The organism is Levilactobacillus sp. LN180102 (assembly GCF_050106635.1).
GTDB classification, from domain to species: domain Bacteria; phylum Bacillota; class Bacilli; order Lactobacillales; family Lactobacillaceae; genus Levilactobacillus; species Levilactobacillus brevis.
Genome location: NZ_JBNIIX010000012.1, coordinates 23,600 through 47,727 on the forward strand (window position 1 = coordinate 23,600; position 24,128 = coordinate 47,727).

Annotated in this window: 22 protein-coding genes; 19 read left to right on the top strand and 3 right to left on the bottom strand. The window is 46.2% G+C overall.

The window, feature by feature from the left end:
• Positions 1-231: 231 nt before the first annotated feature.
• The 4 genes from ACP4IT_RS08340 to ACP4IT_RS08355 all read left to right on the top strand — a co-directional run bounded on the left by ACP4IT_RS08340 (position 232) and on the right by ACP4IT_RS08355 (position 5,243).
• Positions 232-870 (top strand): redox-sensing transcriptional repressor Rex, encoded by a 639-nt coding sequence (locus ACP4IT_RS08340; protein WP_011667386.1) that lies wholly within the window; start codon positions 232-234, stop codon positions 868-870.
• A gap of 180 nt (positions 871-1,050) precedes the next feature.
• Entirely contained in the window at positions 1,051-1,335 is a 285-nt protein-coding gene (gene groES / locus ACP4IT_RS08345) for a co-chaperone GroES (protein ID WP_011667387.1), read from the top strand.
• 55 nt (positions 1,336-1,390) lie between these two features.
• Entirely contained in the window at positions 1,391-3,016 is a 1,626-nt protein-coding gene (groL, locus tag ACP4IT_RS08350) for a chaperonin GroEL (protein ID WP_011667388.1), read from the top strand.
• Between the two features lie 391 nt (positions 3,017-3,407).
• Complete coding sequence (locus tag ACP4IT_RS08355; RefSeq protein ID WP_015473419.1) at positions 3,408-5,243, top strand: APC family permease; 1,836 nt, start codon at positions 3,408-3,410, stop codon at positions 5,241-5,243.
• A 253-nt stretch (positions 5,244-5,496) separates the two neighbouring features.
• Here the strand turns inward: ACP4IT_RS08355 and lrgB are convergent, their stop codons facing one another.
• Positions 5,497-6,303 (bottom strand): antiholin-like protein LrgB, encoded by an 807-nt coding sequence (gene lrgB, locus ACP4IT_RS08360; RefSeq protein WP_011667390.1) that lies wholly within the window; start codon positions 6,301-6,303, stop codon positions 5,497-5,499.
• A gap of 44 nt (positions 6,304-6,347) precedes the next feature.
• Positions 6,348-6,788: a CidA/LrgA family protein gene (locus tag ACP4IT_RS08365; RefSeq protein ID WP_011667391.1), complete on the bottom strand. Its 441-nt coding sequence runs from the start codon at positions 6,786-6,788 to the stop codon at positions 6,348-6,350.
• Positions 6,789-7,194: 406 nt separating this feature from the next.
• Between ACP4IT_RS08365 and ACP4IT_RS08370 the strand changes: the two genes are divergently transcribed.
• Positions 7,195-8,289, top strand: a complete 1,095-nt coding sequence (locus ACP4IT_RS08370) for a glycosyltransferase family 4 protein (protein WP_011667399.1) — start codon at positions 7,195-7,197, stop codon at positions 8,287-8,289.
• Between the two features lie 53 nt (positions 8,290-8,342).
• Here ACP4IT_RS08370 and ACP4IT_RS08375 read toward each other — a convergent pair whose 3' ends face one another.
• Positions 8,343-9,002 carry a YigZ family protein gene (locus ACP4IT_RS08375; protein ID WP_024855138.1) on the bottom strand — a complete coding sequence of 220 codons (660 nt, stop codon included), beginning with the start codon at positions 9,000-9,002 and terminating at the stop codon, positions 8,343-8,345.
• A 74-nt stretch (positions 9,003-9,076) separates the two neighbouring features.
• Between ACP4IT_RS08375 and ACP4IT_RS08380 the strand changes: the two genes are divergently transcribed.
• From ACP4IT_RS08380 to phoU, 14 genes are all read left to right on the top strand, one after another.
• The gene (locus ACP4IT_RS08380; protein ID WP_011667401.1) at positions 9,077-10,396 is read left to right on the top strand and encodes a helicase-related protein; all 1,320 of its coding nucleotides are present in this window, start codon (positions 9,077-9,079) and stop codon (positions 10,394-10,396) included.
• Positions 10,393-11,067: a ComF family protein gene (locus ACP4IT_RS08385; protein ID WP_024855137.1), complete on the top strand. Its 675-nt coding sequence runs from the start codon at positions 10,393-10,395 to the stop codon at positions 11,065-11,067. The genes ACP4IT_RS08380 and ACP4IT_RS08385 overlap by 4 nt, the downstream gene beginning before the upstream one ends.
• A gap of 135 nt (positions 11,068-11,202) precedes the next feature.
• The gene (gene hpf, locus ACP4IT_RS08390) at positions 11,203-11,763 is read left to right on the top strand and encodes a ribosome hibernation-promoting factor, HPF/YfiA family (protein ID WP_011667403.1); all 561 of its coding nucleotides are present in this window, start codon (positions 11,203-11,205) and stop codon (positions 11,761-11,763) included.
• A 200-nt stretch (positions 11,764-11,963) separates the two neighbouring features.
• Complete coding sequence (secA, locus tag ACP4IT_RS08395; protein ID WP_011667404.1) at positions 11,964-14,327, top strand: preprotein translocase subunit SecA; 2,364 nt, start codon at positions 11,964-11,966, stop codon at positions 14,325-14,327.
• 76 nt (positions 14,328-14,403) lie between these two features.
• A protein-coding gene (gene prfB / locus ACP4IT_RS08400) for a peptide chain release factor 2 (RefSeq protein WP_107696456.1) occupies positions 14,404-15,520 on the top strand; the annotation gives its coding sequence in 2 pieces (ribosomal slippage) (positions 14,404-14,475 and positions 14,477-15,520; 1,116 coding nt in all).
• 109 nt (positions 15,521-15,629) lie between these two features.
• Entirely contained in the window at positions 15,630-16,784 is a 1,155-nt protein-coding gene (locus ACP4IT_RS08405) for a PDZ domain-containing protein (RefSeq protein ID WP_011667407.1), read from the top strand.
• 4 nt (positions 16,785-16,788) lie between these two features.
• Entirely contained in the window at positions 16,789-17,496 is a 708-nt protein-coding gene (locus ACP4IT_RS08410; RefSeq protein ID WP_156646656.1) for a response regulator transcription factor, read from the top strand.
• Positions 17,493-18,836 (top strand): sensor histidine kinase, encoded by a 1,344-nt coding sequence (locus ACP4IT_RS08415; protein ID WP_011667409.1) that lies wholly within the window; start codon positions 17,493-17,495, stop codon positions 18,834-18,836. The genes ACP4IT_RS08410 and ACP4IT_RS08415 overlap by 4 nt, the downstream gene beginning before the upstream one ends.
• Before the next feature lie 251 nt (positions 18,837-19,087).
• Positions 19,088-19,969: a phosphate ABC transporter substrate-binding protein gene (locus tag ACP4IT_RS08420; RefSeq protein ID WP_011667410.1), complete on the top strand. Its 882-nt coding sequence runs from the start codon at positions 19,088-19,090 to the stop codon at positions 19,967-19,969.
• Entirely contained in the window at positions 19,970-20,896 is a 927-nt protein-coding gene (gene pstC, locus ACP4IT_RS08425) for a phosphate ABC transporter permease subunit PstC (protein ID WP_011667411.1), read from the top strand.
• Complete coding sequence (gene pstA, locus ACP4IT_RS08430) at positions 20,896-21,780, top strand: phosphate ABC transporter permease PstA (RefSeq protein WP_011667412.1); 885 nt, start codon at positions 20,896-20,898, stop codon at positions 21,778-21,780. The genes pstC and pstA overlap by 1 nt, the downstream gene beginning before the upstream one ends.
• A gap of 48 nt (positions 21,781-21,828) precedes the next feature.
• Positions 21,829-22,617, top strand: a complete 789-nt coding sequence (gene pstB / locus ACP4IT_RS08435) for a phosphate ABC transporter ATP-binding protein PstB (protein WP_086231933.1) — start codon at positions 21,829-21,831, stop codon at positions 22,615-22,617.
• A 15-nt stretch (positions 22,618-22,632) separates the two neighbouring features.
• Positions 22,633-23,391, top strand: a complete 759-nt coding sequence (gene pstB, locus ACP4IT_RS08440; protein ID WP_011667414.1) for a phosphate ABC transporter ATP-binding protein PstB — start codon at positions 22,633-22,635, stop codon at positions 23,389-23,391.
• Between the two features lie 11 nt (positions 23,392-23,402).
• Positions 23,403-24,083 (top strand): phosphate signaling complex protein PhoU, encoded by a 681-nt coding sequence (phoU, locus tag ACP4IT_RS08445; RefSeq protein WP_011667415.1) that lies wholly within the window; start codon positions 23,403-23,405, stop codon positions 24,081-24,083.
• Positions 24,084-24,128: the final 45 nt, after the last annotated feature.

Sequence of the window (24,128 nt, forward strand, 5' to 3'; positions counted from 1 at the left end):
GTGACTAAACCTCCTTTTTCCGTTTAAAAGTCATGGGTCTATTTTAGCATATTCTTAGAGCAGACCGAAATTCTGAAATAATTGTGAAAAATATTTGCAAATTCTTTCACAAAGCGGGCGGCTATGCTATAATTTATAAGAAAGCAATTTTCACAATCAGTAAACAATTTTAGAGAAAGCGTTGTTGCCAATTGGTGATGACGACTAGGGTTGATTAGGAGGTCTCGTTTTTTGACAGAACAAAAAATTCCTCGCGCCACAGCGAAACGGTTACCCATTTATTACCGTTATCTCAATATCCTGTTGGACGCGGATAAAACACGGGTTTCATCGACAGAGCTATCTGAAGCCGTTAAGGTGGATTCAGCGACTATTCGGCGTGATTTTTCGTATTTCGGTGCCTTAGGCAAACGGGGATATGGCTATGACGTTGAGAGTTTGATTAAGTTCTTTAAGAAAATCTTGAATCAGGATCGGCTAACTAATGTGGCCCTAATTGGGGTTGGGAATCTGGGACATGCCCTATTAAACTTTAATTTTCATCAGGATGGCAATGTGCGAATCAGTGCGGCCTTTGATGTTAATGAGACCATTGCCAACACCATTCAAAGTGGCGTCCCTATCTATCCGATGACGGATTTACGGACACAATTGGAAGAACAACAGATTCAAGTGGCTATTTTAACCGTTCCTTCCGATGTCGCCCAGTCTGTTACGGATGACGCCGTTGCCGGTGGCGTCAAAGGAATCTTGAACTTTACACCGCTACGAATCACGGTACCAAAAGATGTCCGCGTACAAAACGTTGATTTGACTAATGAGTTGCAAACACTCATTTACTTCTTGGAACATTATAATAGCAAAGAATAATTGGAAGTCGTAATCGATTGTGATTGCGACTTTTTGGTTGTCATGAAAAAGATGGGCGAATTACTTTGTCAAATTCCTTGATTTTTACTGGGAAAAACCATATATTAGATATTGTTGATTAGCACTTATGTTAGTCAAGTGCTAACAGTGCTAAAAAGTAAGTTTATTGGAGGGATTTAAGTGTTAAAACCATTAGGAGACCGCGTCATTTTAGATCAACCACAAGAAGAAGAAACCACGGTTGGCGGCATTGTTTTAGCAAGTAATGCGCAAGAAAAGCCATCAACGGCAAACGTCGTTGCTGTGAGCGATGGTCGTGTGTTAGACAATGGCGACAAGGTAGCCCCAACTGTTAAGGTTGGCGACAAGGTATTGTTCGATAAGTATGCTGGTACTGAAGTAAAGTATGACGGCCAGACTTACCTTGTTTTACACGAAAAGGATTTAGTTGCCGTTATCGACTAAGCCTTTCCCACTGATCTAAGAGACAATTAAAAATAATATGAGGTGAATTTGAATTATGGCTAAAGAATTGAAGTTCTCTGAAGACGCACGCAGCAAGATGCTTGCTGGTGTTGATAAATTAGCGAACACCGTTAAGACCACCTTAGGACCTAAGGGGCGTAACGTGGTTCTCGAACAAAGTTATGGCAACCCAACCATCACTAACGATGGGGTAACAATTGCTAAAGCAATTGAATTAGAAGATCACTTTGAAAATATGGGCGCAAAGCTCGTTTCCGAAGTTGCTTCCAAGACCAACGATATTGCTGGTGATGGGACCACTACGGCGACTGTATTGACGCAAGCTATCGTTAACGAAGGCATGAAGAACGTTACCGCTGGGGCTAACCCAGTCGGAATCCGTCGTGGGATTGAAAAGGCGACTGGTGCCGCTGTTGATGCTTTGCACAAGATGTCTCATGACGTTAAGACTAAAGATGACATCGCCCAGATTGCTTCCATTTCTTCTGCAAGTAAAGAAACTGGTAAGTTAATTGCGGACGCCATGGAAAAGGTTGGTAACGATGGTGTTATCACCATTGAAGAATCCCGTGGGGTTGATACGAGCTTAGACGTTGTTGAAGGGATGCAATTCGACCGTGGTTACATGTCACAATACATGGTCACGGATAATGATAAGATGGAAGCAAACCTTGACAACCCATACATCTTAATCACAGACAAGAAGATTGCCAACATCCAAGACATCTTGCCATTGTTGCAATCAGTTGTTGAACAAAGCCGTTCACTCTTAATCATCGCTGATGATATCACGGGTGAAGCTTTGCCAACCTTGGTCTTGAACAAGATGCGTGGAACGTTCAACGTTGTCGCAGTCAAGGCACCTGGCTTTGGTGATCGTCGTAAGGCACAATTGCAAGATATCGCCGTTTTGACTGGTGGGACTGTGATTACCGATGACTTAGGCTTGAACCTGAAGGACACGACGATTGATCAATTGGGTCAAGCCCAAAAGGTTAACGTGACTAAGGATGACACCACGGTGGTTGAAGGCGCTGGTTCTAAGGACCAAATCGCTGCTCGCGTGGCTGAAATCAAGGGCCAAATTGAAGACACCACGTCTGACTTTGACCGTGATAAGCTGAAGGAACGTTTAGCTAAGTTATCTGGTGGTGTTGCTGTGGTTCGGGTCGGTGCAGCTACTGAAACCGAATTGAAGGAACGCAAGTACCGGATTGAAGATGCCCTGAACGCGACTCGAGCTGCCGTTGAAGAAGGCTTCGTTGCTGGTGGTGGTACCGCATTGATCAATGTTATCGGTGACGTTGCTAAGCTTGAAGCTGAAGGCGACGAAAAGACCGGGATCAACATCGTTTTACGTGCTTTGGAAGAACCTGTTCGTCAAATCGCACAAAACGCCGGTGTTGAAGGCTCTGTTGTGGTTGAACACCTGAAGGGTGAAAAGCCAGGTGTTGGTTACAACGCTGCTGACAACAAGTACGAAGACATGGTTGCTGCGGGAATTACCGACCCAACTAAGGTAACCCGTTCTGCTCTGCAAAACGCTGCTTCTGTATCTGCTTTGTTGTTGACGACGGAAGCCGTTGTGGCTGAAAAGCCAGAAGACAATCCAGCACCAGCTGCACCAGCAGCTAATCCAGGTATGGGCGGCATGATGTAAGCGTCGACCATCAATGGATAAATTTTAAGCATTAAAGTGAAGGAAGAATCCACCAAAATTTGGTAGGATTCTTCTTTTTTTGTCATTAGCGATAAAAATCTAGAAAATAGCCAGTCGTTAAAACACAGTCAGACCGGTGCTTAACTCAGTCATGCCGTCAATAATAGGGGCGCAATAAATTAAAGTGAAAATCAACCCTTTATTTCTCAGGCCGTTTGCTGGATAATAGAAAAGTTCGCAAACACATTCGGGTGTTGCGAACTGCTTGAATTGTGGTAATGTGGAGCTAGTTGTAGTAGACTTACCACACATTCAAATGTGATGTAAATGTGCACTTATTGGCGGGTTACGGCCCGCTTTCATTTTTATTGGAGATAAGGAGTAAATAGTCATGTGGCGTTATTTAAAGCGGGTTTTAATTGGAAAACCCCTCAAGACCATGGACGAAGGCGGTCAGGCGCTAACGAAGTTTAAGGCGTTGGCCCTATTGTCGTCTGATGCGTTATCATCCGTGGCTTATGGTACTGAGCAAATCACAACCGTCCTCATCACGTTGTCGGCGGCAGCCCTTTATTATCAATTGTGGGTCGCTGCTTTGGTGTTGGTGCTGTTATTTGCGATCACGCTTTCTTACCAGCAAATCATTCACGCCTATCCTTCTGGGGGTGGCGCTTATGTGGTGGCTAGCACGAATTGGGGGCAATCAGCCGGACTAGTCGCTGGTGGGTCGCTGTTGGTTGATTATATGCTGACAGTGGCGGTATCAACGACTTCGGGGACTGAAGCGATTACGTCAGCGATTCCGGCCCTGTATCCGTATTCGGTGCTAGTATCGGTGCTGATTGTGATTGGGATTATGTTGCTGAACCTACGGGGGATGCGCGAATCGGCATCATTTCTAACCCTTCCGGTTTACCTATTTATCTTCATGATTATTGTGATGATTGGGGTCGGATTCTATAACATTGTTAGTGGTCATATTACCTACCATGCGGCCGCATCAGTGGGTCAACCGGTACAAGGGATGACACTGTTGCTGTTCCTTCGGGCCTTTTCTTCTGGGTCATCATCCTTAACTGGGGTGGAAGCGATTAGTAATGCCGTTCCTAACTTTAAGGAGCCTAAACGACACAATGCGGCGGCAACCTTAGCAATTATGGCCGGCATCTTGGCAATCTTCTTTGCTGGGATTACGTTCTTAAGTTATTACATGGGGATTCGTCCTCAAAGTAATCAAACGGTACTCTCCCAGATTGGGATTGGCGTTTTTGGTCACGGTGTCTTGTATTATCTGTTGCAATTATCAACGGCCCTGATTTTGGCGGTTGCCGCTAATACAGGGTTCTCAGCATTTCCAATCCTAGCGTATAATTTGGCCAAAGATAAGTTCTTGCCACACGCCTACCTAGACCGTGGCGATCGGTTAGGGTACTCTAACGGGATTATTTCATTGGCCGTTGGGGCAATTGTCCTAATCTTCATCTTCCATGGTCAAACGACACTACTGATTCCCTTATATGCATTAGGGGTTTTCGTGCCATTTGTGCTATCGCAGTCAGGGATGATTATTCACTGGTTTAGAGAGCGCGAGGGCTTCTGGTTAGGCAAAGCATTTATTAACTTAATCGGTGCTGGGATTTCACTGGGACTAGTCGTGTTATTACTCCTCTTACACTTTGGCAACGTGTGGCCATACGTCATCATCATGCCACTGGTTTTATTGCTGTTTTATCGAATCAACGGTCATTACCATAATGTCGCCAAACAATTGCGGGTGGCAGCGAAGGAAAAAGCAGATATTCATGAGTACGATGGGGCAACCGTCATTGTCTTGGTTAGCAACATCACTCGGGTGACAACTGGGGCCATTAATTATGCCCGCTCAATTGGTGATTATGTCATTGCCATGCATGTGTCCTTTGATGAGAACCCAGAGAAGGAACATAAGACGGCGCAAGAGTTTAAAGAAGAGTTTCCAGATATTCGTTTCGTGGATATTCACTCGTCGTACCGGTCAATTGCAACGCCAACCCTGCGTTTCTGTGATGTGATTGCGAAACGGGCTGCTGAGCGTAACTTTACAACGACTGTGTTGGTACCGCAATTTGTACCGCGGCATCCTTGGCAGAACGTTTTGCATAACCAAACGGCATTACGTTTACGGGCGATTTTAAACTCACGGGAAAACATCATTGTTTCAACTTATAATTATCACTTAAAAGAGTAGTTCAGTTACTCAGCAAAATAAAATGGGATCACCAGGCGTTAATGGCTGGTGGTCCCATTTTTTAATGCCGGAAAACATGCAGCGAAGAGACGGCCTAATTGGCTCAGCGTAAGTCCTTAACCGATTCTGGCATAAGCTATCAATTATCAGCTTAACCGGCTAATTAGGGGACGTCAGGCTGCTGAGAAGTGAGCTTTAAGTGTAAAGAAAAACACCGGCCTCAATTAGGTCGGTGTTTAGATTGAAATTAGTTTTAGTACAAGCCCATCATTGATGCAAATGGTGGTACCACGATGTCAACGACAATCGAGATGATAACCACAGCGATGGAAGCCATTGAACCTTGGATGGAACCAAGTTGTAAGGCCTTAGCAGAACCAACCGTGTGACCGGCAGTTCCTAAACCAAGTCCGGCACCGATAGGATCGCTGTTAACCCGGAATAACTTAACGAGCCAGTCACCCAAGGCGTAGATGATAACGGCGTTCAAGATGCAGACCATTGCAGTGATCGCCGTGTTCCCGCCGATTGCACCGGCAATTGGCATTGCGATCGCAGTCGTAGCAGCTTGTGGCAACATTGATGCAATTCCCATGTTGTCCAAACCAAACAACTTCGATACACCGTAAATGACGAACAGTGAAATAACCAATCCAACAATTAAGGAAAGAATAATTTCTAGCCAGAACTTCTTGACCACATCATTCCGCCGATACAAAGGAATGGCGAAGGCAATCGTTGCTGGGTTCAGGAACCAGAAGATAATGTTCCCACCAGGCAGGTAGGCTGACTTGTAGAACGTTGCAGTATCCGTCCCGAAGGCGTGAGCCATTAAGTAAAGCACGAAGATCCCTAAGACCATCCCAACAAATAGGGGTTGGAATAAGAAGAAACCCTTACCGATTTTGAATAACCATTGGCCAATTAAGTAGACCATTAATGATAGAAAAATACCAAATAAAGCATTACCGGCAGAAGCACCAGCGGCGTTAGTCCCTAAGGCGTCACCGAGCCATTTGCCCCAAACTGCCATGTGGGCGGTTGCTGTTAAAGTAATCATAAATTTTCATCCTTTTCTAGTGAAAGTAGGTAGAAGCGAACGGTTTATTCCTCGACGTTAACGTCACGATGGAAAACGTTCTTCCGAAGCCAGATAAAGCCAGCAGTCGTGTAAGCGACAACCACCAAAAGGACAATCGTAGAAATCAAGGCAACAATGACGATTTGAACCCCTTCAGCCTTCAAGATATCCAAGTTAGCAGCTAATTGGATACCAGATGGTACGAATAGAAAGGCAATCAAACTGATCATGAAGTCCCCAAATTTTTCGACGTTCCGTAACTTCACGATATGAGTGGCTAATAAGATGTAGAGAATAACTAAACCAATCACAGGAGTTGGTACGGGGAACGTTGCTGGGAACAGTGGGGAAATTAGGCTGGAAACAAACAGGATGGCAGCGAAGATCCCCATTTGAATTAAGATGGGTGAAGCTTGTTCTTCTTCAGCCGTTTCTGTCTTTGGTGTTTTATCATTAGCAGCCAATAGAAAAATCTCCTTTCGAAATACAAACCAATAGTGACGATCAACGAGGAAAGGTTTCACAAGGAAATAGGATAAATAGCATAGGTACAAATAAAATGTGAAACCTTTCTCAATAACACAATCTTATTATATGGCTTTTAGGCGATTTGCACAAGAGAAATCTGCGGATTAAGGGCATTTGACTGTACACTTGTGCACGAAATAGCCTGTATAGGCGTTAAGGAAACGCTTACACAAACTTTTGCAAATGAAGTATACTTCACAAGCGAAATGCGTAAACCCTTGTGAATTATTTAAAGTACCACTATCTGGTTAAATTTTTAAGTAGAACTCGCAAATGGCGGTTGTGTTTAAATTCTGAGATTTGTATAATTAGCAAAAGGAATGAAAAGAAAGAGGACACCTTATGAAATTTGAGATTATTGTTAGCTTGTTTGCTACCATGATTATCTCCGCGGTCCTAACCCCGTTTGTGCGCCGCTTTGCGTTTCAAATTGGTGCGGTGGATAAACCTAATCAGCGACGGGTCAACAAAGTACCGATGCCAACGTTAGGTGGCCTAGCCATCTTCATTGCGTTTACATTTTCAACGATGTTTTTGTTACGCGATCAGATGCCCACACAGCAACTGTGGGGGTTGTTTGGCGGTGAATGTATAATTGTGGCTGAAGGCATGATTGATGATGTCTTTGAACTGTCGCCAAAGCAAAAAATTTTGGGACAATTATTAGCCGCCTTAGAAGTCTATTTTGTTGCCGGCGTCAAGATGCGTTATTTAACGTTACCGTTCATCGGTGTTTGGCATTTTGGCTGGCTGGCGTTACCCATTACGTTGCTTTGGATCGTGGCGATTGTGAACGCGATTAACCTCATTGATGGACTGGACGGTTTAGCGACCGGGGTTTCCATCATTGCGTTGACAACCACTGGTATTACTGGATTATTTTTCTTGAACGTTGCCAATACATGGGTTGCCATTATGATCTTTGCTTTAGTGGCGGCAATGTTGGGCTTCTTACCTTATAACTTTTTCCCGGCACGCATTTATTTGGGTGATACGGGGGCACAGTTTATCGGTTTCATGATTGCCTGTTTTTCGTTGTATGGGCTCAAGAACGTCACCTTTATTTCCGTGGTGATCCCAGTGATTATTTTGGGTGTGCCAATTACTGACACAGTTTATGCGATGATCCGGCGAATTTTGAATCGCCAGCCGATCTCACACGCAGACAAGCACCATTTGCATCACCGGCTCATGCAACTAGGGCTTACCCATCGACAAACGGTTTTGGTGATTTATGGGATTGCCTTAATTTTCTCGTTTATTTCGTTGCTATATCCGTTGTCGACCATCTGGGGGTCAGTCTTACTGACCATTGCGATTTTAGTTGGCCTAGAGCTTTTTGTGGAGGCAATCGGATTGGTTGGGTCTAATCGACAACCGTTGTTGCATTGGATTAACCGCGTAGTACAGAAGTTAACCTCTAAAAATTCAGATTAAGCCAAAGAGGCGTCTCAGAAGTTACTTCTGGGGCGCCTCTTTATATCTGGATGTTAGTCTACATGGCGACTAGCATTAACCTCAACCGGAACTTCATGGTAATCAATGTCGCCGAGTCGACTCGTTAATCGGTCACTTAATAAATTCTGAATGGCGCCTTGAGTGGCACTGACGGCTGCCAAGTCGACGGCGATGGTCACGGTTACCGCAGCTGCATAATCGGTTCCTAAGACAGTAATGTTTTGCTCAGTGAGGTAGGGGCTCAGTCGATCATAATTCGCGTAGTCCACGGTTAAAATAAGGGCTTGCTGCCGGACCCGCTTAACCACACCGGTTGCTTCAATACCGGTTGAGGTGGCATTACTATAGGCCCGAATTAAACCACCGGCACCGAGCTTAATGCCACCAAAATAGCGGGTGACCACGGCAATCGTATTATGCAGGTGATTACGCTGCAGAACCGTTAAAATGGGAACACCAGCTGTTCCTGACGGTTCACCATTATCACTTTCCCGTTGAACATCATCGTGATCGCCTAGTAGGTAGGCCCAACAGTGGTGGGTTGCTTTAGGTTCCCGGGCGATGATTTGAGCGATGAATGCCTTTGCTTCTTCTTCGGTTGAAACCCGTCCTAGGTCAGCAATAAAGCGTGATTTTTTAATTTCTAACTCGTGCGTACCATTCGTCCGAATGGTTAGATAATCTGTTTCCATAATCAAAAACATCCTTAAAAATTATTGACGGGGCGCTGCGGAGTTAACCATAACGACTTAAAGGAGGCCCCGAAATGATAGAAGATGACGTGTTGTTTGGCCGGCAAGTGCCCTTGGAAGGGCCACCACAATTGCCGAACGTTGTTGCGCAACCGGCAATTAAAAGGGTGGGACAACGACAACAGTGTCAGCGGTGCTGGCAGTGGTTACGACCACAGGATCAATTACCTAATGGCACATGGTATTGCCGTCAATGCTTACAAATGGGCCGGTTGACGTCACAACATAAATTATACACTATTTCAGAGCCCAACCGGTTTTCAATGTTAGCAAAATCACCACTAACTTGGTCGGGGCAATTAAGTGCGCAACAACGGACCGCCGCCCAAGACGTGATGACCCAGATGCGAGCACAGCACAATCATTTATTATGGGCAGTGACTGGGGCAGGAAAGACGGAAATTGTTTATCCGGCGTTAGCATGGGCCTTGCAACGGGGATGGCGGGTGGCATGGGCATCGCCGCGGGTCGATGTCTGTTTGGAATTAGCACCACGGTTACGTCAGGCCTTCCAAGCAATCACACAGACCGTTCTTTATGGTGATCAATTAGAGCCGTACCGCTATTGTCAGCTAACTATCTGCACGACGCATCAGCTATTACGGTTTAAGGCTGCGTTTGACTGGGTGATTGTTGATGAAGTGGATGCGTTTCCTTTAGCGATGAGCCCGCTATTACAAGAAGCCATTCAGCACGCGCAAAAGGCTTCGGGGAGTCATTTATACTTAACAGCGACACCCGATGAACGCTTACAACGGCAAGTCGCGCGCCACCAATTGACAGTGACTTATGTACCTTTGCGGTATCACGGCCATTTGCTGCCCCAAATTCAGGTGCAAGTGACCTGGCAATGGCGTAGAAGACTGCAACGACGTGGCTTACCAGCAGTGGTTTTACGCCAGATTCAGCACTTCTTGACCGAACGACGGCCTTTTTTGATATTTGTGCCACATGTGGCAGATCTGGTGCTGGTCGAGCGGGCGTTAAAGTTGGCCGGAATTTCTGGTGGAGCTACCGTCCATGCTAGTGATCCTGAACGCCAGACCAAGGTGCAGGCAATGCGTGACCAACAGCTAACTTTTTTAGTGACTACCACTATTTTGGAACGGGGCGTGACTTTTCCCGGGATCGCGGTCCTGATTTTGGGCGGCGACGATCCAATCTTTTCCACTGCAGCGCTAGTGCAAATCGCCGGTCGTGTCGGGCGGAGCAGTCAGGACCCAACTGGTAGCGTTATTTGTTATTGTCAAACGCATACGCAAACTATCCGCGCGGCGCGGGGAATGATTGCGCGCCTCAACTGGCAAGGTAGACGTCAGGGAGGGCAGCCATGACGGTCTGTGTTTGGTGTCAGCGTCCCTTGAAGACGTCCCTGACGTTGGCTCAGTTTTGGCGCTGGGGCCCGGTAACCCCACCCGACATCTGTGTTCCTTGTCAGGGGCGGTTATCGCCAATTAGTGGTCAGCATTGTCCCCAGTGTGGGCGCCAACAGACGACTTGTCAGTTGTGTCAGGATTGCCAACGCTGGGATCAGCCGTTGGTCAATCGGGCACTATACTGTTATGATGCTGAGATGAAAGCCTACATGCAGCAGTATAAATTTCAAGGCGACTATGCACTGCAACGGGTGCTACAACGGGCGTTAGCGACGGCGTTAACCCAATTAACCTATGACATATTGGTACCTATTCCGATTGCTCAATCGACTTGGCAGTCGCGGGGATTCAATCAGGTGACGGGCTGGTTGACCGGTCAAGCCTACTACCAGGTCCTACAAGTGATTGACCAAGATAAAGCGACGCCACAGTCGGCCAAAAATCGAGCGCAACGCTTATTAACTCCCCAGCCCTTCACCTTAGCGCCACAGGCGAAAGACCTGTGTCACGGCCAGCGGGTTTTGTTGTTGGATGATGTGTATACCACAGGAAGAACGTTGCGGCATGCCGCAACGCAAATTAATTTGACCGGGGCGAAAGCGGTTACTAGCTTGACCTTAGCCCGTTAGAGCGGAAAAAATAATTAGATTAATTGTGTCTGGTCACGCTTTCTATTATAATAATAGTAAGCAAAGCATATTAGAAGAGTGGTCCTTCTAATGCTAAGCAAGCCGAGAGATCTCGGTTGAAGGGAGAGAAGTTTTATGCTCACATTTAATATTCGTGGAGAAAACATCGAAGTTACTGACGCAATCCGGGATTACGTTGAAAAACGGATCAGCAAGTTGGAGAAATATTTCGACAACAATGTTGAGGCAATTGCGCACATCAACCTGAAGGTTTACCAAAATAAGACGGCGAAGGTTGAAGTAACAATCCCACTCCCATACTTGACATTACGGGCAGAGGAGACCTCTCCTGACTTATATGCAAGTGTTGATTTGGTTACGGACAAGTTGGAACGTCAAATTCGCAAGTACAAGACCAAAGTCAACCGTAAGTCACGGGAGAAGGGTTACAAGAATCTTGACTTCTCAACAGAAACTTCCGAAAGTGATAAGCCGGCTGAAGGTAGCGAATTAGAAGTTGTCCGGACTAAGCGGGTTTCATTGAAGCCAATGGATACTGAAGAAGCTGTTTTACAAATGGACATGTTGGGTCACGACTTCTTCATCTATGAAGATGCCGAGTCTGACGGAATTAGTATCGTTTACCGTCGTAATGATGGTCGGTATGGCTTAATTGAAGCTGACGACGCTGAATAAGTAAAATCAGTTTACGAAGCATCGCGTTTACGCGGTGCTTTTTTGTCGATTTATGGCGGAAGAAAGCGGTTTAACGGGGGCGGTCGTGGGGGAATTGTTTCATCTTGGCCCGGATAGTGGTAGAATGTAGGTTGATTTATTGTAAATAAATGGGTAACTTTAAATAGACTTATTTTAAAAGTACTGAAGGGAATTCTCACATGCCAAATATTTTGAAACGATGGGTCGAAAGTGATCGCCGAACTTTACGACGCCTCAGTAATTTAGCGGATAAAGTCGGCGCCTATGCGGACGACTACGCACAACTTTCAGATGATGATCTGAAAGCGAAAACGCCTGAGTTTAAGCAGCGTTACCAAGACGGCGAAACGTTGGACGACCTGCTTCCTGAAGCCTTTGCGGCTATTCGTGAAGGTGCTAAGCGGGTGCTTGGCTTGTATCCTTTCCATGTGCAAATCATGGGGGGCATCGTGCTGCACGAAGGTAACATTGCTGAAATGAAAACCGGTGAAGGAAAAACCTTGACGGCCACGATGCCCGTTTACCTGAACGCCTTAGCAGGCAAAGGGGTGCACGTAGTAACGGTTAACGAATACCTGTCTGCACGGGATGCTACTGAAATGGGTGAGCTCTATAATTGGATGGGGTTAACGGTTGGATTGAACTCAGCCGAAAAATCACCAGAAGAAAAGCGAGAAGCTTACCAAGCAGATATTACTTACTCCACCAACGGTGAAATTGGATTTGATTATCTGCGGGATAACATGGTGGTCTACAAAGAAGATATGGTGCAACGACCATTGAACTTTGCGATTGTCGATGAAGTGGACTCCATCTTGATTGATGAAGCGCGGACACCATTGATTATTTCTGGTCAATCCGAAGGGACAAGTGCGCTTTATCGGCGTGTTGACCGGTTTGCTAAGACGTTACATGAAAAAGATGACTTTAAGATCGATTTGGAATCTAAGACGGTGGCGTTGACGGATACCGGGATCGAAAAGGCTGAAAAGTACTTCAACTTGAAGAACTTGTACGATACGGACAACACGGCTTTGACCCACCATATGGACCAAGCGTTGCGGGCAAACTTTATCATGCTACGTGACAAGGATTACGTGGTTCAAGATGGTGAAGTCTTGATCGTTGACTCCTTTACGGGTCGGGTAATGGATGGTCGGCGTTATTCTGATGGCCTGCACCAAGCGATTGAGGCTAAGGAAGGCGTCGAGATTCAAGAAGAAACCAAGACGATGGCTAACATCACGTATCAGAACTTGTTCCGGATGTACAAGAAACTTTCTGGGATGACCGGGACGGCTAAGACCGAAGCGGAAGAATTCCGAGAAATTTATAACATGGAAGTTGTTTCCGTGCCAACGAACAAGCCAGTTGTCCGGGTCGATGAACCGGATTTGCTGTACCCAACGTTGGAATCGAAATTTAACGCCGTTGTTAAGGAAATCAAGGACCTACACGAAAAGGGTCAACCGATGTTAATCGGGACCGTGGCCGTGGAAACGTCTGAGTATTTGTCACAACGGTTGGATGAAGAAAACATTCCGCACGTGGTCTTGAACGCGAAGAACCATGCGAAGGAAGCCGACATCATCCAAAATGCCGGTCAACGTGGGGCTGTCACCATTGCCACCAACATGGCTGGTCGGGGAACTGATATTAAATTGGGACCGGGCGTCGTGGAAATCGGTGGACTGGCCGTCATTGGGACGGAACGTCATGAGTCACGGCGGATTGATAACCAGCTTCGAGGCCGTTCAGGTCGGCAAGGTGATCCTGGTATGACGCAATTCTACCTGTCCTTGGAAGATGATTTGATGCGGCGATTTGGTTCTGACCGGGTCAAGAGCTTCTTGGAACGGATGAACGTTGATGGCGAAGATGCTGTCATTCGGAGTCGGATGATCACTAAGCAAGTTGAATCAGCGCAAAAGCGGGTTGAAGGGAATAACTATGATTCCCGGAAGAACGTGTTGCAATATGATGATGTTATGCGCCAACAACGGGATGTTATGTATGGTGAACGTAACCAAGTCATCAATCAGGATAAGTCGCTGAAGTGGGTATTAATGCCAATGATTAAACGGACCGTTGATCGGGTCGTTAGTCTGCATACGCAAGGTGAACAAAGTGATTGGGATTTGGATACACTCTTAGACTTCGGTATTTCTGCAATGGTCTCACCAGATAAGATTAGTTTGGATGATCTGAAGAACAAATCAGCCGACGAAATTAAGGCCTTCTTTATGGAACTGGCAGAAGACGTGTACGCAGAAAAGCAAAAACAACTTTATGATCCAGCACAAATGCTTGAATTTGAAAAAGTGGTGTTACTGCGGGTGGTTGATTCGCACTGGACTGATCACATCGATGCGATGGATCAATTACGGCAATCAATTGGTCTGCGGGGTTATGGTCAGTTGAATCCATTGGTTGAATACCAACAGGATGGGTTCCGGATGTTTGAAGAAATGATTTCAGATATCGACTATGATGCAACGCGCTTGTTCATGAAGTCTGAAATTCGACAGAATATTACCCGTTAAACGGGCGACGAACGAGGCGGGAAGTTTTCCGACCTCGTTTTGTCTTTAAAATAACACAAAAAAGGAGCCCAACATGATGGAATTAAGTGATGCTAAACGTGAACTAACCGCCATGCAAGAACAACTAACCGGCTTTAGGGGGTCACTTTGACTTTGATGCTTTGAATGAAAGTATCAGCGTCAATGAAGGCCAAATGGCTCAACCAGATTTTTGGGATGATGCCCAGGCGGCTCAGCTTTTAATCGATGAGACCAACGAGATGAAGAAAAAAGTCGACGAGTTTCAGCGGTTGGTCACGCAGGTTGAAGATCTGATGGTAGCCCTAGAGCTATTACAAGAGGAACCGGATGCAGAGATGCAAGCGGAGTTTGAAACTGACTTTGCCACTGCCCAGGCGGCTTTACGGCAATACCGGTTGAACTTATTATTGAATCAAAAATATGACCACAACAATGCACTGTTGGAAATTCACCCGGGAGCTGGAGGCACGGAATCCCAAGATTGGGGTGACATGTTGCTACGAATGTATACTCGTTGGGCAGAACAACATGACTTTAAAGTGACCGTGCTGGACTATCAGCCGGGGGATGTTGCTGGGTTGAGTAGTGTGACCTTAGCAATTGCTGGTCGTAATGCGTATGGCTATTTACGTTCTGAGAAGGGGGTCCACCGACTCGTCCGAATCTCGCCGTTTGATTCGGCGGGACGACGGCACACGTCATTTGCGTCTGTTGATGTCTTACCAGAACTGGATGATTCAGTGGACATTGATATTAATCCTGCCGAATTGAAGGTCGATGTTTACCGGGCTTCTGGTGCTGGTGGTCAACATGTTAACAAGACCTCTTCAGCGGTGCGGATTACCCATATTCCAACGGGAATTGTGACACAGAGTCAAGCGCAACGGTCACAATTACAAAACCGCCAAACCGCCTTGGCTATGTTACGCGCTAAGCTGTATGAACGCGCGGAGGAAAAGAAGGCACAAGAAAAGGCGGCTTTAGAAGGTGACCAAATGGAAATCGGTTGGGGCTCACAGATTCGCTCCTACGTATTCCACCCTTATACCATGGTTAAAGATCACCGAACCAATTACGAAACGGGTAACGGACAAGCTGTGATGGATGGCGATCTGGACCCATTCATTGATGCTTTCTTGCAATGGCAACTGAGTCAAAAAAATCCAGACTAAAACCATCTTGCAATCGAACGGTTAGACGGGTAACGCGAATGTCGTGTTACCCGTTTTTATTTCATGCTATACTGGGGACAGCAATTTTTTCAGGAAAGGTGTCGATTTCATGCGGACTTTGATTGCATGTGGAAGCTTTTTATTGCAACCGCTGGTTTGGTTAGCTATTTTACGGGTTTGGCTGGCCAGTCGAGCACGAATCACAACAGAACGGCGAAATTTTGGAAGTGCAGTGTATAGCGATCATTACGAGTTACGGCATATGCTGACGCAGGGACTGCTTTTAGGCCTTGGCTTGTCAGTGATTAATTTATTAATTGGGTTCAGTCTACCAGTGATCTGGATCTTAGCATATGAGGGTTTAGCAATTCTGACGTTAATTTTATTACCAACAACGATTCTGCCATTGACCTTGATTGTCGGGGCCACCTTAATCACGCTTTTGGGGGGAACTTACATAACGCCAAAACCGGATCTGAGTGCATGGGGATTGCGATGGGCCAACGTACCCGTCCAAAATTACTTCTGGCTAGCCTTGGCTTTCTTTTTGTTGATGGGCCATTGGATCACTCATTATGGCGGGCGGTTCACCAGTCCCAAGATTTATGCGAAGCAACGGGGCAAACAAATCGCCGGTTATCCGTGGCGTGAACTACTAGTATTACCAATGGTGACGCTGGTTCCCGGCGATTGGATCACCAGTCACTGGGCATTTTGGCCGGTCTTTTCCTGGCAAGGTCACCAATTTGCCATTCTCGTGTTACCCTTAATCTTGGGACTAAGATTTACCGTCTTTCGTCAAGCGCCGCAGCAGGTCTATCACGCTTTAGGCCGCCGATTAATTTGGTTAGCTTTAGCGGCAATCATCGGGATCGGGTGGAGCTATTGGCGACCTCAGGATGCGGTTTGGGGCATAATAATTCTATTAGTTGGTTATGTGGCTGTGTTATGGCAAGCTAAACGCTATGATGCCCGTCAGCCCTTCTGGTATTCTCAAGTGGATGATGGGGTGCGCGTTTTAGCTATTCGGCCACGGACGCCAGCCGTAAAATTAGATTTAGAGCCAGGTGATATTATTTTGGAATGTAATCATCAATCGGTGGTGAGTGAAACAAGCTTTTATGAGGCATTACTAGCGAATCCAGCATATTGTCATTTACGAGTTCGCAACATGGCTGGTGAATTGAAGATGACCGAAACGGCTATTTATTCTGGCGCACCGCACGAAATTGGCATTGTCCTATTTAGAGATCAGGAGGGGTAAACTTATGAGTCGAGTTTTAGTCGTTGATGATGAACCCGCTATTGTGACGTTGTTACAATACAATTTGGAACAAGCAGATTATCAGGTCGTTACCGCTATCGACGGCGAGCAGGCCCTAAATCTCGCCTTACATGAAAAATTTGATGTAATCTTATTGGACCTGATGCTGCCCAAAATGGATGGGGTGGAAGTGACCAAACGATTGCGGCAAGAAAAAGTCAAGACGCCGATCATTATGATTACCGCTAAAACCAGCGAATTTGATACCGTCTTTGGTCTGGAGTTGGGGGCCGATGATTATATTACGAAGCCATTTAGTCCGCGGGAAGTGATTGCCCGGATGAAAGCCGTGATGCGTCGCTACCATGAAGAAGAGCCTACCGATACGGTTCCAAGTCAACAAGGACACCGATTACAGGTGGGGGATCTCACCATTGACCAAGATAAATTCCAGGTTAAACGGGGAAATCAAGCGATCGAACTAACCCCTAAGGAATTTGAATTGTTGTTGTTTTTTGCTAAGCGTCCCGGAAAAGTCTGGAGTCGTGAACAATTACTAGAAAGCGTTTGGGGCTTTGATTACAGTGGGCAAACGCGGATGGTGGACATTCACGTCTCTCATTTACGTGAAAAAATTGAGCAAGACTCGAAGCATCCAACGTTACTAAAGACCGTTCGTGGATTTGGCTACACCTTTGAGGTTCAGCCATGATTCGGCGACTTGGCGAAGCTTTTGTGATTAGCGGGGTGGTTAATTCTTTTTTGGTGTGGGCGGTTCAACCAGCTCATTTGGAACCAGCATTACTCATTGCGTGGTCACTCACGTTATTGGAGACCGTGGTGATTGGTTATGGTTGGCGTTGGGCGGAACGGCGAATCACGATTTTAACCAAAAAAGTTGAGGGAATTCGGCATGCAGAAACGCCAGCTCACGTTCTGTTATCACCGCGCGATCCCTTTTACCGGTTGGCGTTGCAGATTAATTATTTGCAAACGCATCAACGCAAGGTTCAGCGGCAAGTTGCCGGGCAGAATCAAGAATTTGCGACACTATTGGATTACTTACCGATTGGGGTGATGGTTATTGATCGGTATCGCAAAGTGGAACTGGCAAATCCGGCGATGGAACAGTTTTTACAACAGCCCATTTCACCGCGTCGACACCCATTCACACAAGACGTTCGCCAGTTTGAACTGGCCAGTTTGATTAATTCAGCGCTCAGTGAACGGCAAACCCAACATCAAACGCTCAAGTTACCGGGGTCACCCCACGAACGGACGGTTGATGCCCGAGCGATTTATACGGCGACTTCACAAGATTACTTTCAAGTGCTCGTATTGTTGTATGACGTGACGGAAGTGTACGCGGTTGAACAGATGCAGATGGATTTTATGTCGAATGCGTCCCACGAGTTAAAAACGCCGGTCACTGCAATCTCTGGGTTTGCTAAAACCCTGTTGGCTGGAGCTAAGGACGACCCTGAAAAGTCCGTGGAGTTTTTACAGATCATCGATCAGCAAAGCGAACGACTAGTGGAATTGATTAATGACGTTTTGACGATCTCACATATTGAATCGGGCAATAATGTGGAGATGACCACGGTACCGCTAGGGCACCTGGTAGCAAGTCAGGTGAATTTATTAACGCCACTAGCAACGGTTAATCACATCACTTTACACAATCAGGTTGCTAGTGAGTTACAGGTGACGACTGATCAACGTAAATTGGACCAGATTTTAAAGAATGTTTTGAGTAATGCCATTAAGTACAATCGACCACAGGGGCGGGTGACCGTCACCGCCACTGTGACAGCCCACGATTGGCAATTGATTGTGCAAGATACGGGGATTGGTATTGCCCCGCAAGATCAGCAGCGGGTCTTTGAACGATTCTATCGGGCCGATGTGTCACATTCCAACCAATTGGTTAGTGGAACCGGATTGGGCCTAGCAATTGTACGGGAGTTAGTCCAGTCGCTAAACGGCAAGATTGACCTTCAAAGTGAGTTAGGTACAGGAACGACAGTAACGATGACGTTTTCAAGACAATAATCGCTAAATGACGAGTCGGAGACAAAAGCCTCGGGCTCTTTTTGTGTTTCCAAATATTAGGTACTGAAACGGGCGCCAGCTAACCGCCTTTTGTCTCACTCTCGTTTTGGAGCGCAGACGATTAAATTGACCAATTCGGGTTATATTTACACAACCTTTACAATACGTCTACATGACATTTACATTGCTCCGCTATACTAGCTTTTGAAATGGTTGAGCCGCGACGCTCAACTGACTAGGAGGTCAACGGTATGTCGAAAAAACGCTGGGTGCAAGGACTCGTGCTGGTTATCTTAATGGCATTGGGAATTTATGCTTACCAGACGCGCGAGGTCAGTCATGCGGGTGAATCAATCACAGCAGTTGGTTCTACGGCACTACAACCGCTCGTAGAAGCAGCTGGCGAACAGTATACGGGTGAACATCTCGGGACGTTTATTAACGTGCAGGGTGGCGGTACTGGAACCGGACTTAGCCAGATTCAAGAAGGCGCGGTTCAGATTGGTAATTCCGACCTATTTGCTGGGGAACAAAAAGGGATTAACGCCCGGCAATTGGTGGATCATCGGGTTGCCGTTGTTGGAATTACGCCCATCGTGAATAAAAAAGTGGGCGTGAAAAACCTCTCAACTAATCAATTAATCAAAATTTTTACGGGTCAGATTACCAATTGGAAAGAAGTTGGAGGGGCGGATCAGAGCATCGTGTTGATCAACCGGGCGCAAGGAAGTGGCACTCGGGCCACTTTTGAACAATTTGGCTTGGCCAATCATCGTTCTAAGACAGCTCAGGAACAAGATTCTTCTGGAATGGTGCGCTCAATTGTGGCGACGACCCCCGGTGCAATCAGTTACGTTGCTTTTTCTTACGTCAATAAAACGGTGCAAGCCTTGTCGTTAAATCATGTTGCACCGACAGAGGTGAATGTGACGACAAATGATTGGCGAATCTGGTCTTATGAACATCTCTACACCAAAGGCCATCCAACCGGTTTGACGAAAGCTTTTATCACTTACGTTCAGTCGCCGGCTATTCAAAATACGTTGGTGCGGCAATTAGGTTACTTGTCACCGGATCAAATGTTGGTGGAACGGGATGCTAATGGACATATTACTAAGACAGGAGGGGCCTAGATGGATAACAAGCAATTAGAGCAACAGTTAAAGCGGCGTTCGAAAGCCGCTAAATTGGAAATCTGGGGGCGAACCATCAGTCTGACGGCCTTGTTACTGATTGTTGCCGTGGTGGTCGCCATTATTGGATTTGTGGCTTCAAAGGGAATTGCGACGTTTACCAGTAATCACGTCAATCTTTGGGATTTTCTGTCTGGCAAAAATTGGAATCCAGGTATCACGGACGCGCATGGTAAACCAGAAGTGGGCGCACTGCCCATGATTGTTGGCTCCTTTCTGATTACGATTCTGTCAGCCATTGTCGCAACACCATTTGCGATCGGTACGGCAGTCTTTATGAATGAAATTTCGCCTAATCGTGGCGCCAAGATCTTGCAGCCAGTAACAGAGCTATTGGTGGGAATTCCATCAGTTGTTTATGGGTTTATTGGCCTGTCCGTGGTTGTTCCGGCGACGCGAGCCATCTTTGGTGGTAGTGGCTTTGGGATTTTATCGGGAACTTGTGTGTTGTTTGTGATGATCTTGCCGACAGTGACATCCATGAGTGCGGATGCCTTAAAGGCCGTCCCCCGTTACTACCGAGAAGCATCACTGGCATTGGGAGCGACGCAGTGGCAAACGATTTATAAAGTTGTCCTGCGAGCTGCTACGCCAGGACTCATGACTGCCGTAGTATTCGGTATGGCGCGAGCATTCGGTGAAGCACTAGCCGTTCAAATGGTGATTGGGAATGCGGCGTTAATGCCAAGTAGTTTAGTGTCCCCCTCGGCAACCTTAACGTCTGTGTTAACAACAGGTATTGGTAATACGGTGATGGGGTCACTACAAAATAACGCCTTGTGGTCACTAGCATTAGTGCTGTTATTAATGTCACTCGTCTTTAACCTGATTATTCGCTTAATTGGTCGAAAGGGGCGCTTGCAATAATGAATTCCAAAACACAAAATAAAGTCGCCATTGGCGGACTTTACGGCATTGCGGGCCTAGTGGTTCTCATCTTATTGGCGCTGCTAGGTTATATCTTAATCAGTGGGTTGCCACAGTTAAACTGGCACTTTTTAACGGCACCCGCTAAGGCCTTTCTCAAGGGCGGTGGTGTAGGCGTTCAGCTATTCAATTCGTTTTATTTACTGATTTTGGCCATGCTGATCTCGTTTCCTATTGCTCTTGGTGCCGCGATTTACCTCTATGAGTATGCTAAGGATAATTGGGTGACCACCACGATTCGAACGGCCATTGAAATTTTGAGTTCATTACCGTCTGTTGTGGTTGGCCTGTTTGGCTTTCTCTTCTTCGTTGTAAAGTTACGCTTGGGATTTTCTATTCTTTCAGGCGCGTTTGCCTTAACTTTCTTCAATTTACCGTTATTGACGCGGAGTATTGAAGATTCGCTACGGACGATTAGTGACGTTCAGCGTGAGGGGGGACTAGCCTTGGGATTGTCACGATGGGAGACCGTTACCCGTGTGATTTTACCAGCTGCTGTTCCCAGCATCTTAACCGGTGTTATTCTGAGTGCGGGCCGGGTATTTGGGGAAGCGGCTGCGTTGATTTACACGGCCGGACAAAGTGCCCCAGCTTTGAATTTCGCTGATTGGAATCCCTTCAACATTTCCAGTCCCTTGAATCCGATGCGACCAGCCGAAACTTTAGCCGTACACATTTGGAAAATTAATTCTGAAGGGATTATGCCAGACGCTAAAGCCATTTCGTCTGGATCATCGGCCGTGTTGGTTCTGGCTATATTATTGTTTAACTTTGCCGCCCGTTACCTGGGCAAGCGTTTATACAAACGACTAACGTCGGCCTAAGGAGGACACGCCATGTTTATTAATAATGATGTTACCAAGGCGGCCGAAATGGAAGAACGGCACGTGATTAAGATGACCGATCCAAAACATCCAGTCATTTTGTCAACAGAAGACCTACATGTGTTTTATGGAAAAAAGGAAGCACTATTTGAGGGCGACCTTGAGTTTGCTAGTAATCAAATCACGGCGCTGATTGGACCGTCGGGTTCGGGAAAATCAACCTTTTTACGCTCGTTGAATCGAATGAATGATCGGATTGCGACGGTAACCGGTCGGATTATGTATCGTGGCGTGGACATCAATCAGCCGGCCGTTGACGTGTACGAGATGCGCCGGCGAGTAGGCATGGTTTTCCAACGGCCCAATCCATTCGCCAAGTCAATTTACGACAACATTGCTTTTGCTTTGCAGTTACGGGGGGTAACGAATAAGCAACAGCTAGATGAGATTGTGGAAACGTCACTTAAACAAGCGGCTCTGTGGGAACAAGTCAAAGATGATTTGAATAAGAGTGCCTTGGCGTTGTCTGGGGGGCAAGCGCAGCGGTTGTGTATTGCGCGTGCCATTGCCGTTAAGCCAGATATCTTGTTACTAGACGAACCGGCCAGTGCCTTAGATCCAGTGTCAACGAGCCAATTAGAAGATACGTTGTTGGAATTAAAGCAGCATTATACCATCATTATTGTGACGCACAATATGCAACAAGCTGGGCGAATTAGTGAATATACGGCCTTTTTTAACCAAGGGCGTGTGCTGGAATATGATACAACCAGCCATATCTTTACCAATCCATCGGTACAGGTAACGAGTGATTATGTTTCGGGGAACTTTGGCTAAGAGGAGGAACAAATAATGAGTAAGGAAATTTTAACGACCAAGGATCTACACTTATACTACGGTGACAAGGAAGCCTTGAAGGGCATCAATTTGAACTTCAATGAGAAGGGCATCACCGCCTTAATTGGTCCCTCAGGGTGTGGGAAGTCAACCTACTTGCGGACGTTAAATCGGATGAATGATTTAATTCCTAACGTCACGATTACGGGAACCATCAAGTTCAAAGGAGCCGATCTGTATTCACCCAATGCCGACACGGTTCAGATTCGTAAAGAGATTGGCATGGTATTTCAACAACCCAATCCCTTCCCATTTTCCATTTACGATAACGTGATTTACGGGTTACGTATCGCTGGAGAAAAAGATAAAGAAAAATTAGATGCGGTCGTTGAAAAATCCTTGCGTCAAGCAGCGGTGTGGGATGAGGTGAAAGATCACCTGCATGAAAGTGCACTAGCGCTATCAGGTGGACAGCAACAACGGGTCTGCATTGCCCGCGTTTTAGCGGTTTCGCCTGAGATTATCTTACTTGATGAACCAACTAGTGCGCTAGATCCAGTGTCAAGTAGTCAAATCGAAGCAACCCTCTTGAATTTACGCCACGATTATACGATTATTACAGTAACTCACAACTTACAACAGGCATCACGGATTGCGGATCGGACGGCATTCTTTATGAATGGTGAGTTAATCGAAGTGGATCAAACTAAGAACATCTTTATGAACCCAGCAAATAAGCAAACGGAAGACTACATTAGTGGTCGCTTTGGATAAGGAGGCAGTTTATGCGTAGACTATTTGATGACGAGTTGGCAGATTTAGATGCGGACTTTACTGAAATGGGGATGTTGGTCAGCGAAGTGATCGAGCAGGCGGTAGAATCGTTTACCAATCGAGATGCTGTAGCGGCCCAAAAAATAATTGACCAGGACCACCAAATTAATGAACGAGAAATTGCGTTGGAAAAAAAGACGTTTGAAATGATCGCGTTATACCAACCGGTGACCACTGACCTGCGAGAAATTGTGACGATTCTAAAAGCAGTGTCGGAGCTAGAACGAGCGGGGGATCATGCGCGTAACATCGCGCATGCCACCATTAAATTTGGTGATAAGCAAAAAATTCCAGTGATCGAGCAATTGATCGGGCAGATGGGACACTTGACGACCCAAATGGTTAAAGATGTTTTGAGTGCTTACGTTAACAAAGATGAGCACGAAGCCCGCGAATTAGCGGCAGTTGACCGGCAGCTAGATGACTTGAATCACCAAGTACGAGCCGATAGCTATCAGCAAATGCGGTTGGATGCAGCATTTGAAACGGGAGCTTCAATTTACTTGAATGTGGCGCAGGATTTAAGCCGGATTGGTGATTATGTGACTAATGTCTGTGAATGGATTATTTACCTCAAGTCAGGCCAAATCATTGAGTTAAATTCAGCTAGTCAATCTGATACGACTGATTAAGCACCCTAAACGTTAACCAAAACTGAAGATTTACGACAACGGTCA

Bases quoted from the DNA above. Each gene is read 5' to 3' on its own strand.
- groL (WP_011667388.1), top strand. From the start codon at position 1,391: ATGGCTAAAGAATTGAAGTTCTCTGAAGACGCACGCAGCAAGATGCTT.
- ACP4IT_RS08355 (WP_015473419.1), top strand. From the start codon at position 3,408: ATGTGGCGTTATTTAAAGCGGGTTTTAATTGGAAAACCCCTCAAGACC.
- lrgB (WP_011667390.1), bottom strand. From the start codon at position 6,303: ATGATTACTTTAACAGCAACCGCCCACATGGCAGTTTGGGGCAAATGG.
- ACP4IT_RS08370 (WP_011667399.1), top strand. From the start codon at position 7,195: ATGAAATTTGAGATTATTGTTAGCTTGTTTGCTACCATGATTATCTCC.
- ACP4IT_RS08375 (WP_024855138.1), bottom strand. From the start codon at position 9,002: ATGGAAACAGATTATCTAACCATTCGGACGAATGGTACGCACGAGTTA.
- ACP4IT_RS08380 (WP_011667401.1), top strand. From the start codon at position 9,077: ATGATAGAAGATGACGTGTTGTTTGGCCGGCAAGTGCCCTTGGAAGGG.
- ACP4IT_RS08385 (WP_024855137.1), top strand. From the start codon at position 10,393: ATGACGGTCTGTGTTTGGTGTCAGCGTCCCTTGAAGACGTCCCTGACG.
- hpf (WP_011667403.1), top strand. From the start codon at position 11,203: ATGCTCACATTTAATATTCGTGGAGAAAACATCGAAGTTACTGACGCA.
- secA (WP_011667404.1), top strand. From the start codon at position 11,964: ATGCCAAATATTTTGAAACGATGGGTCGAAAGTGATCGCCGAACTTTA.
- ACP4IT_RS08405 (WP_011667407.1), top strand. From the start codon at position 15,630: ATGCGGACTTTGATTGCATGTGGAAGCTTTTTATTGCAACCGCTGGTT.
- ACP4IT_RS08410 (WP_156646656.1), top strand. From the start codon at position 16,789: ATGAGTCGAGTTTTAGTCGTTGATGATGAACCCGCTATTGTGACGTTG.
- ACP4IT_RS08415 (WP_011667409.1), top strand. From the start codon at position 17,493: ATGATTCGGCGACTTGGCGAAGCTTTTGTGATTAGCGGGGTGGTTAAT.
- ACP4IT_RS08420 (WP_011667410.1), top strand. From the start codon at position 19,088: ATGTCGAAAAAACGCTGGGTGCAAGGACTCGTGCTGGTTATCTTAATG.
- pstC (WP_011667411.1), top strand. From the start codon at position 19,970: ATGGATAACAAGCAATTAGAGCAACAGTTAAAGCGGCGTTCGAAAGCC.
- pstA (WP_011667412.1), top strand. From the start codon at position 20,896: ATGAATTCCAAAACACAAAATAAAGTCGCCATTGGCGGACTTTACGGC.
- pstB (WP_086231933.1), top strand. From the start codon at position 21,829: ATGGAAGAACGGCACGTGATTAAGATGACCGATCCAAAACATCCAGTC.
- pstB (WP_011667414.1), top strand. From the start codon at position 22,633: ATGAGTAAGGAAATTTTAACGACCAAGGATCTACACTTATACTACGGT.
- phoU (WP_011667415.1), top strand. From the start codon at position 23,403: ATGCGTAGACTATTTGATGACGAGTTGGCAGATTTAGATGCGGACTTT.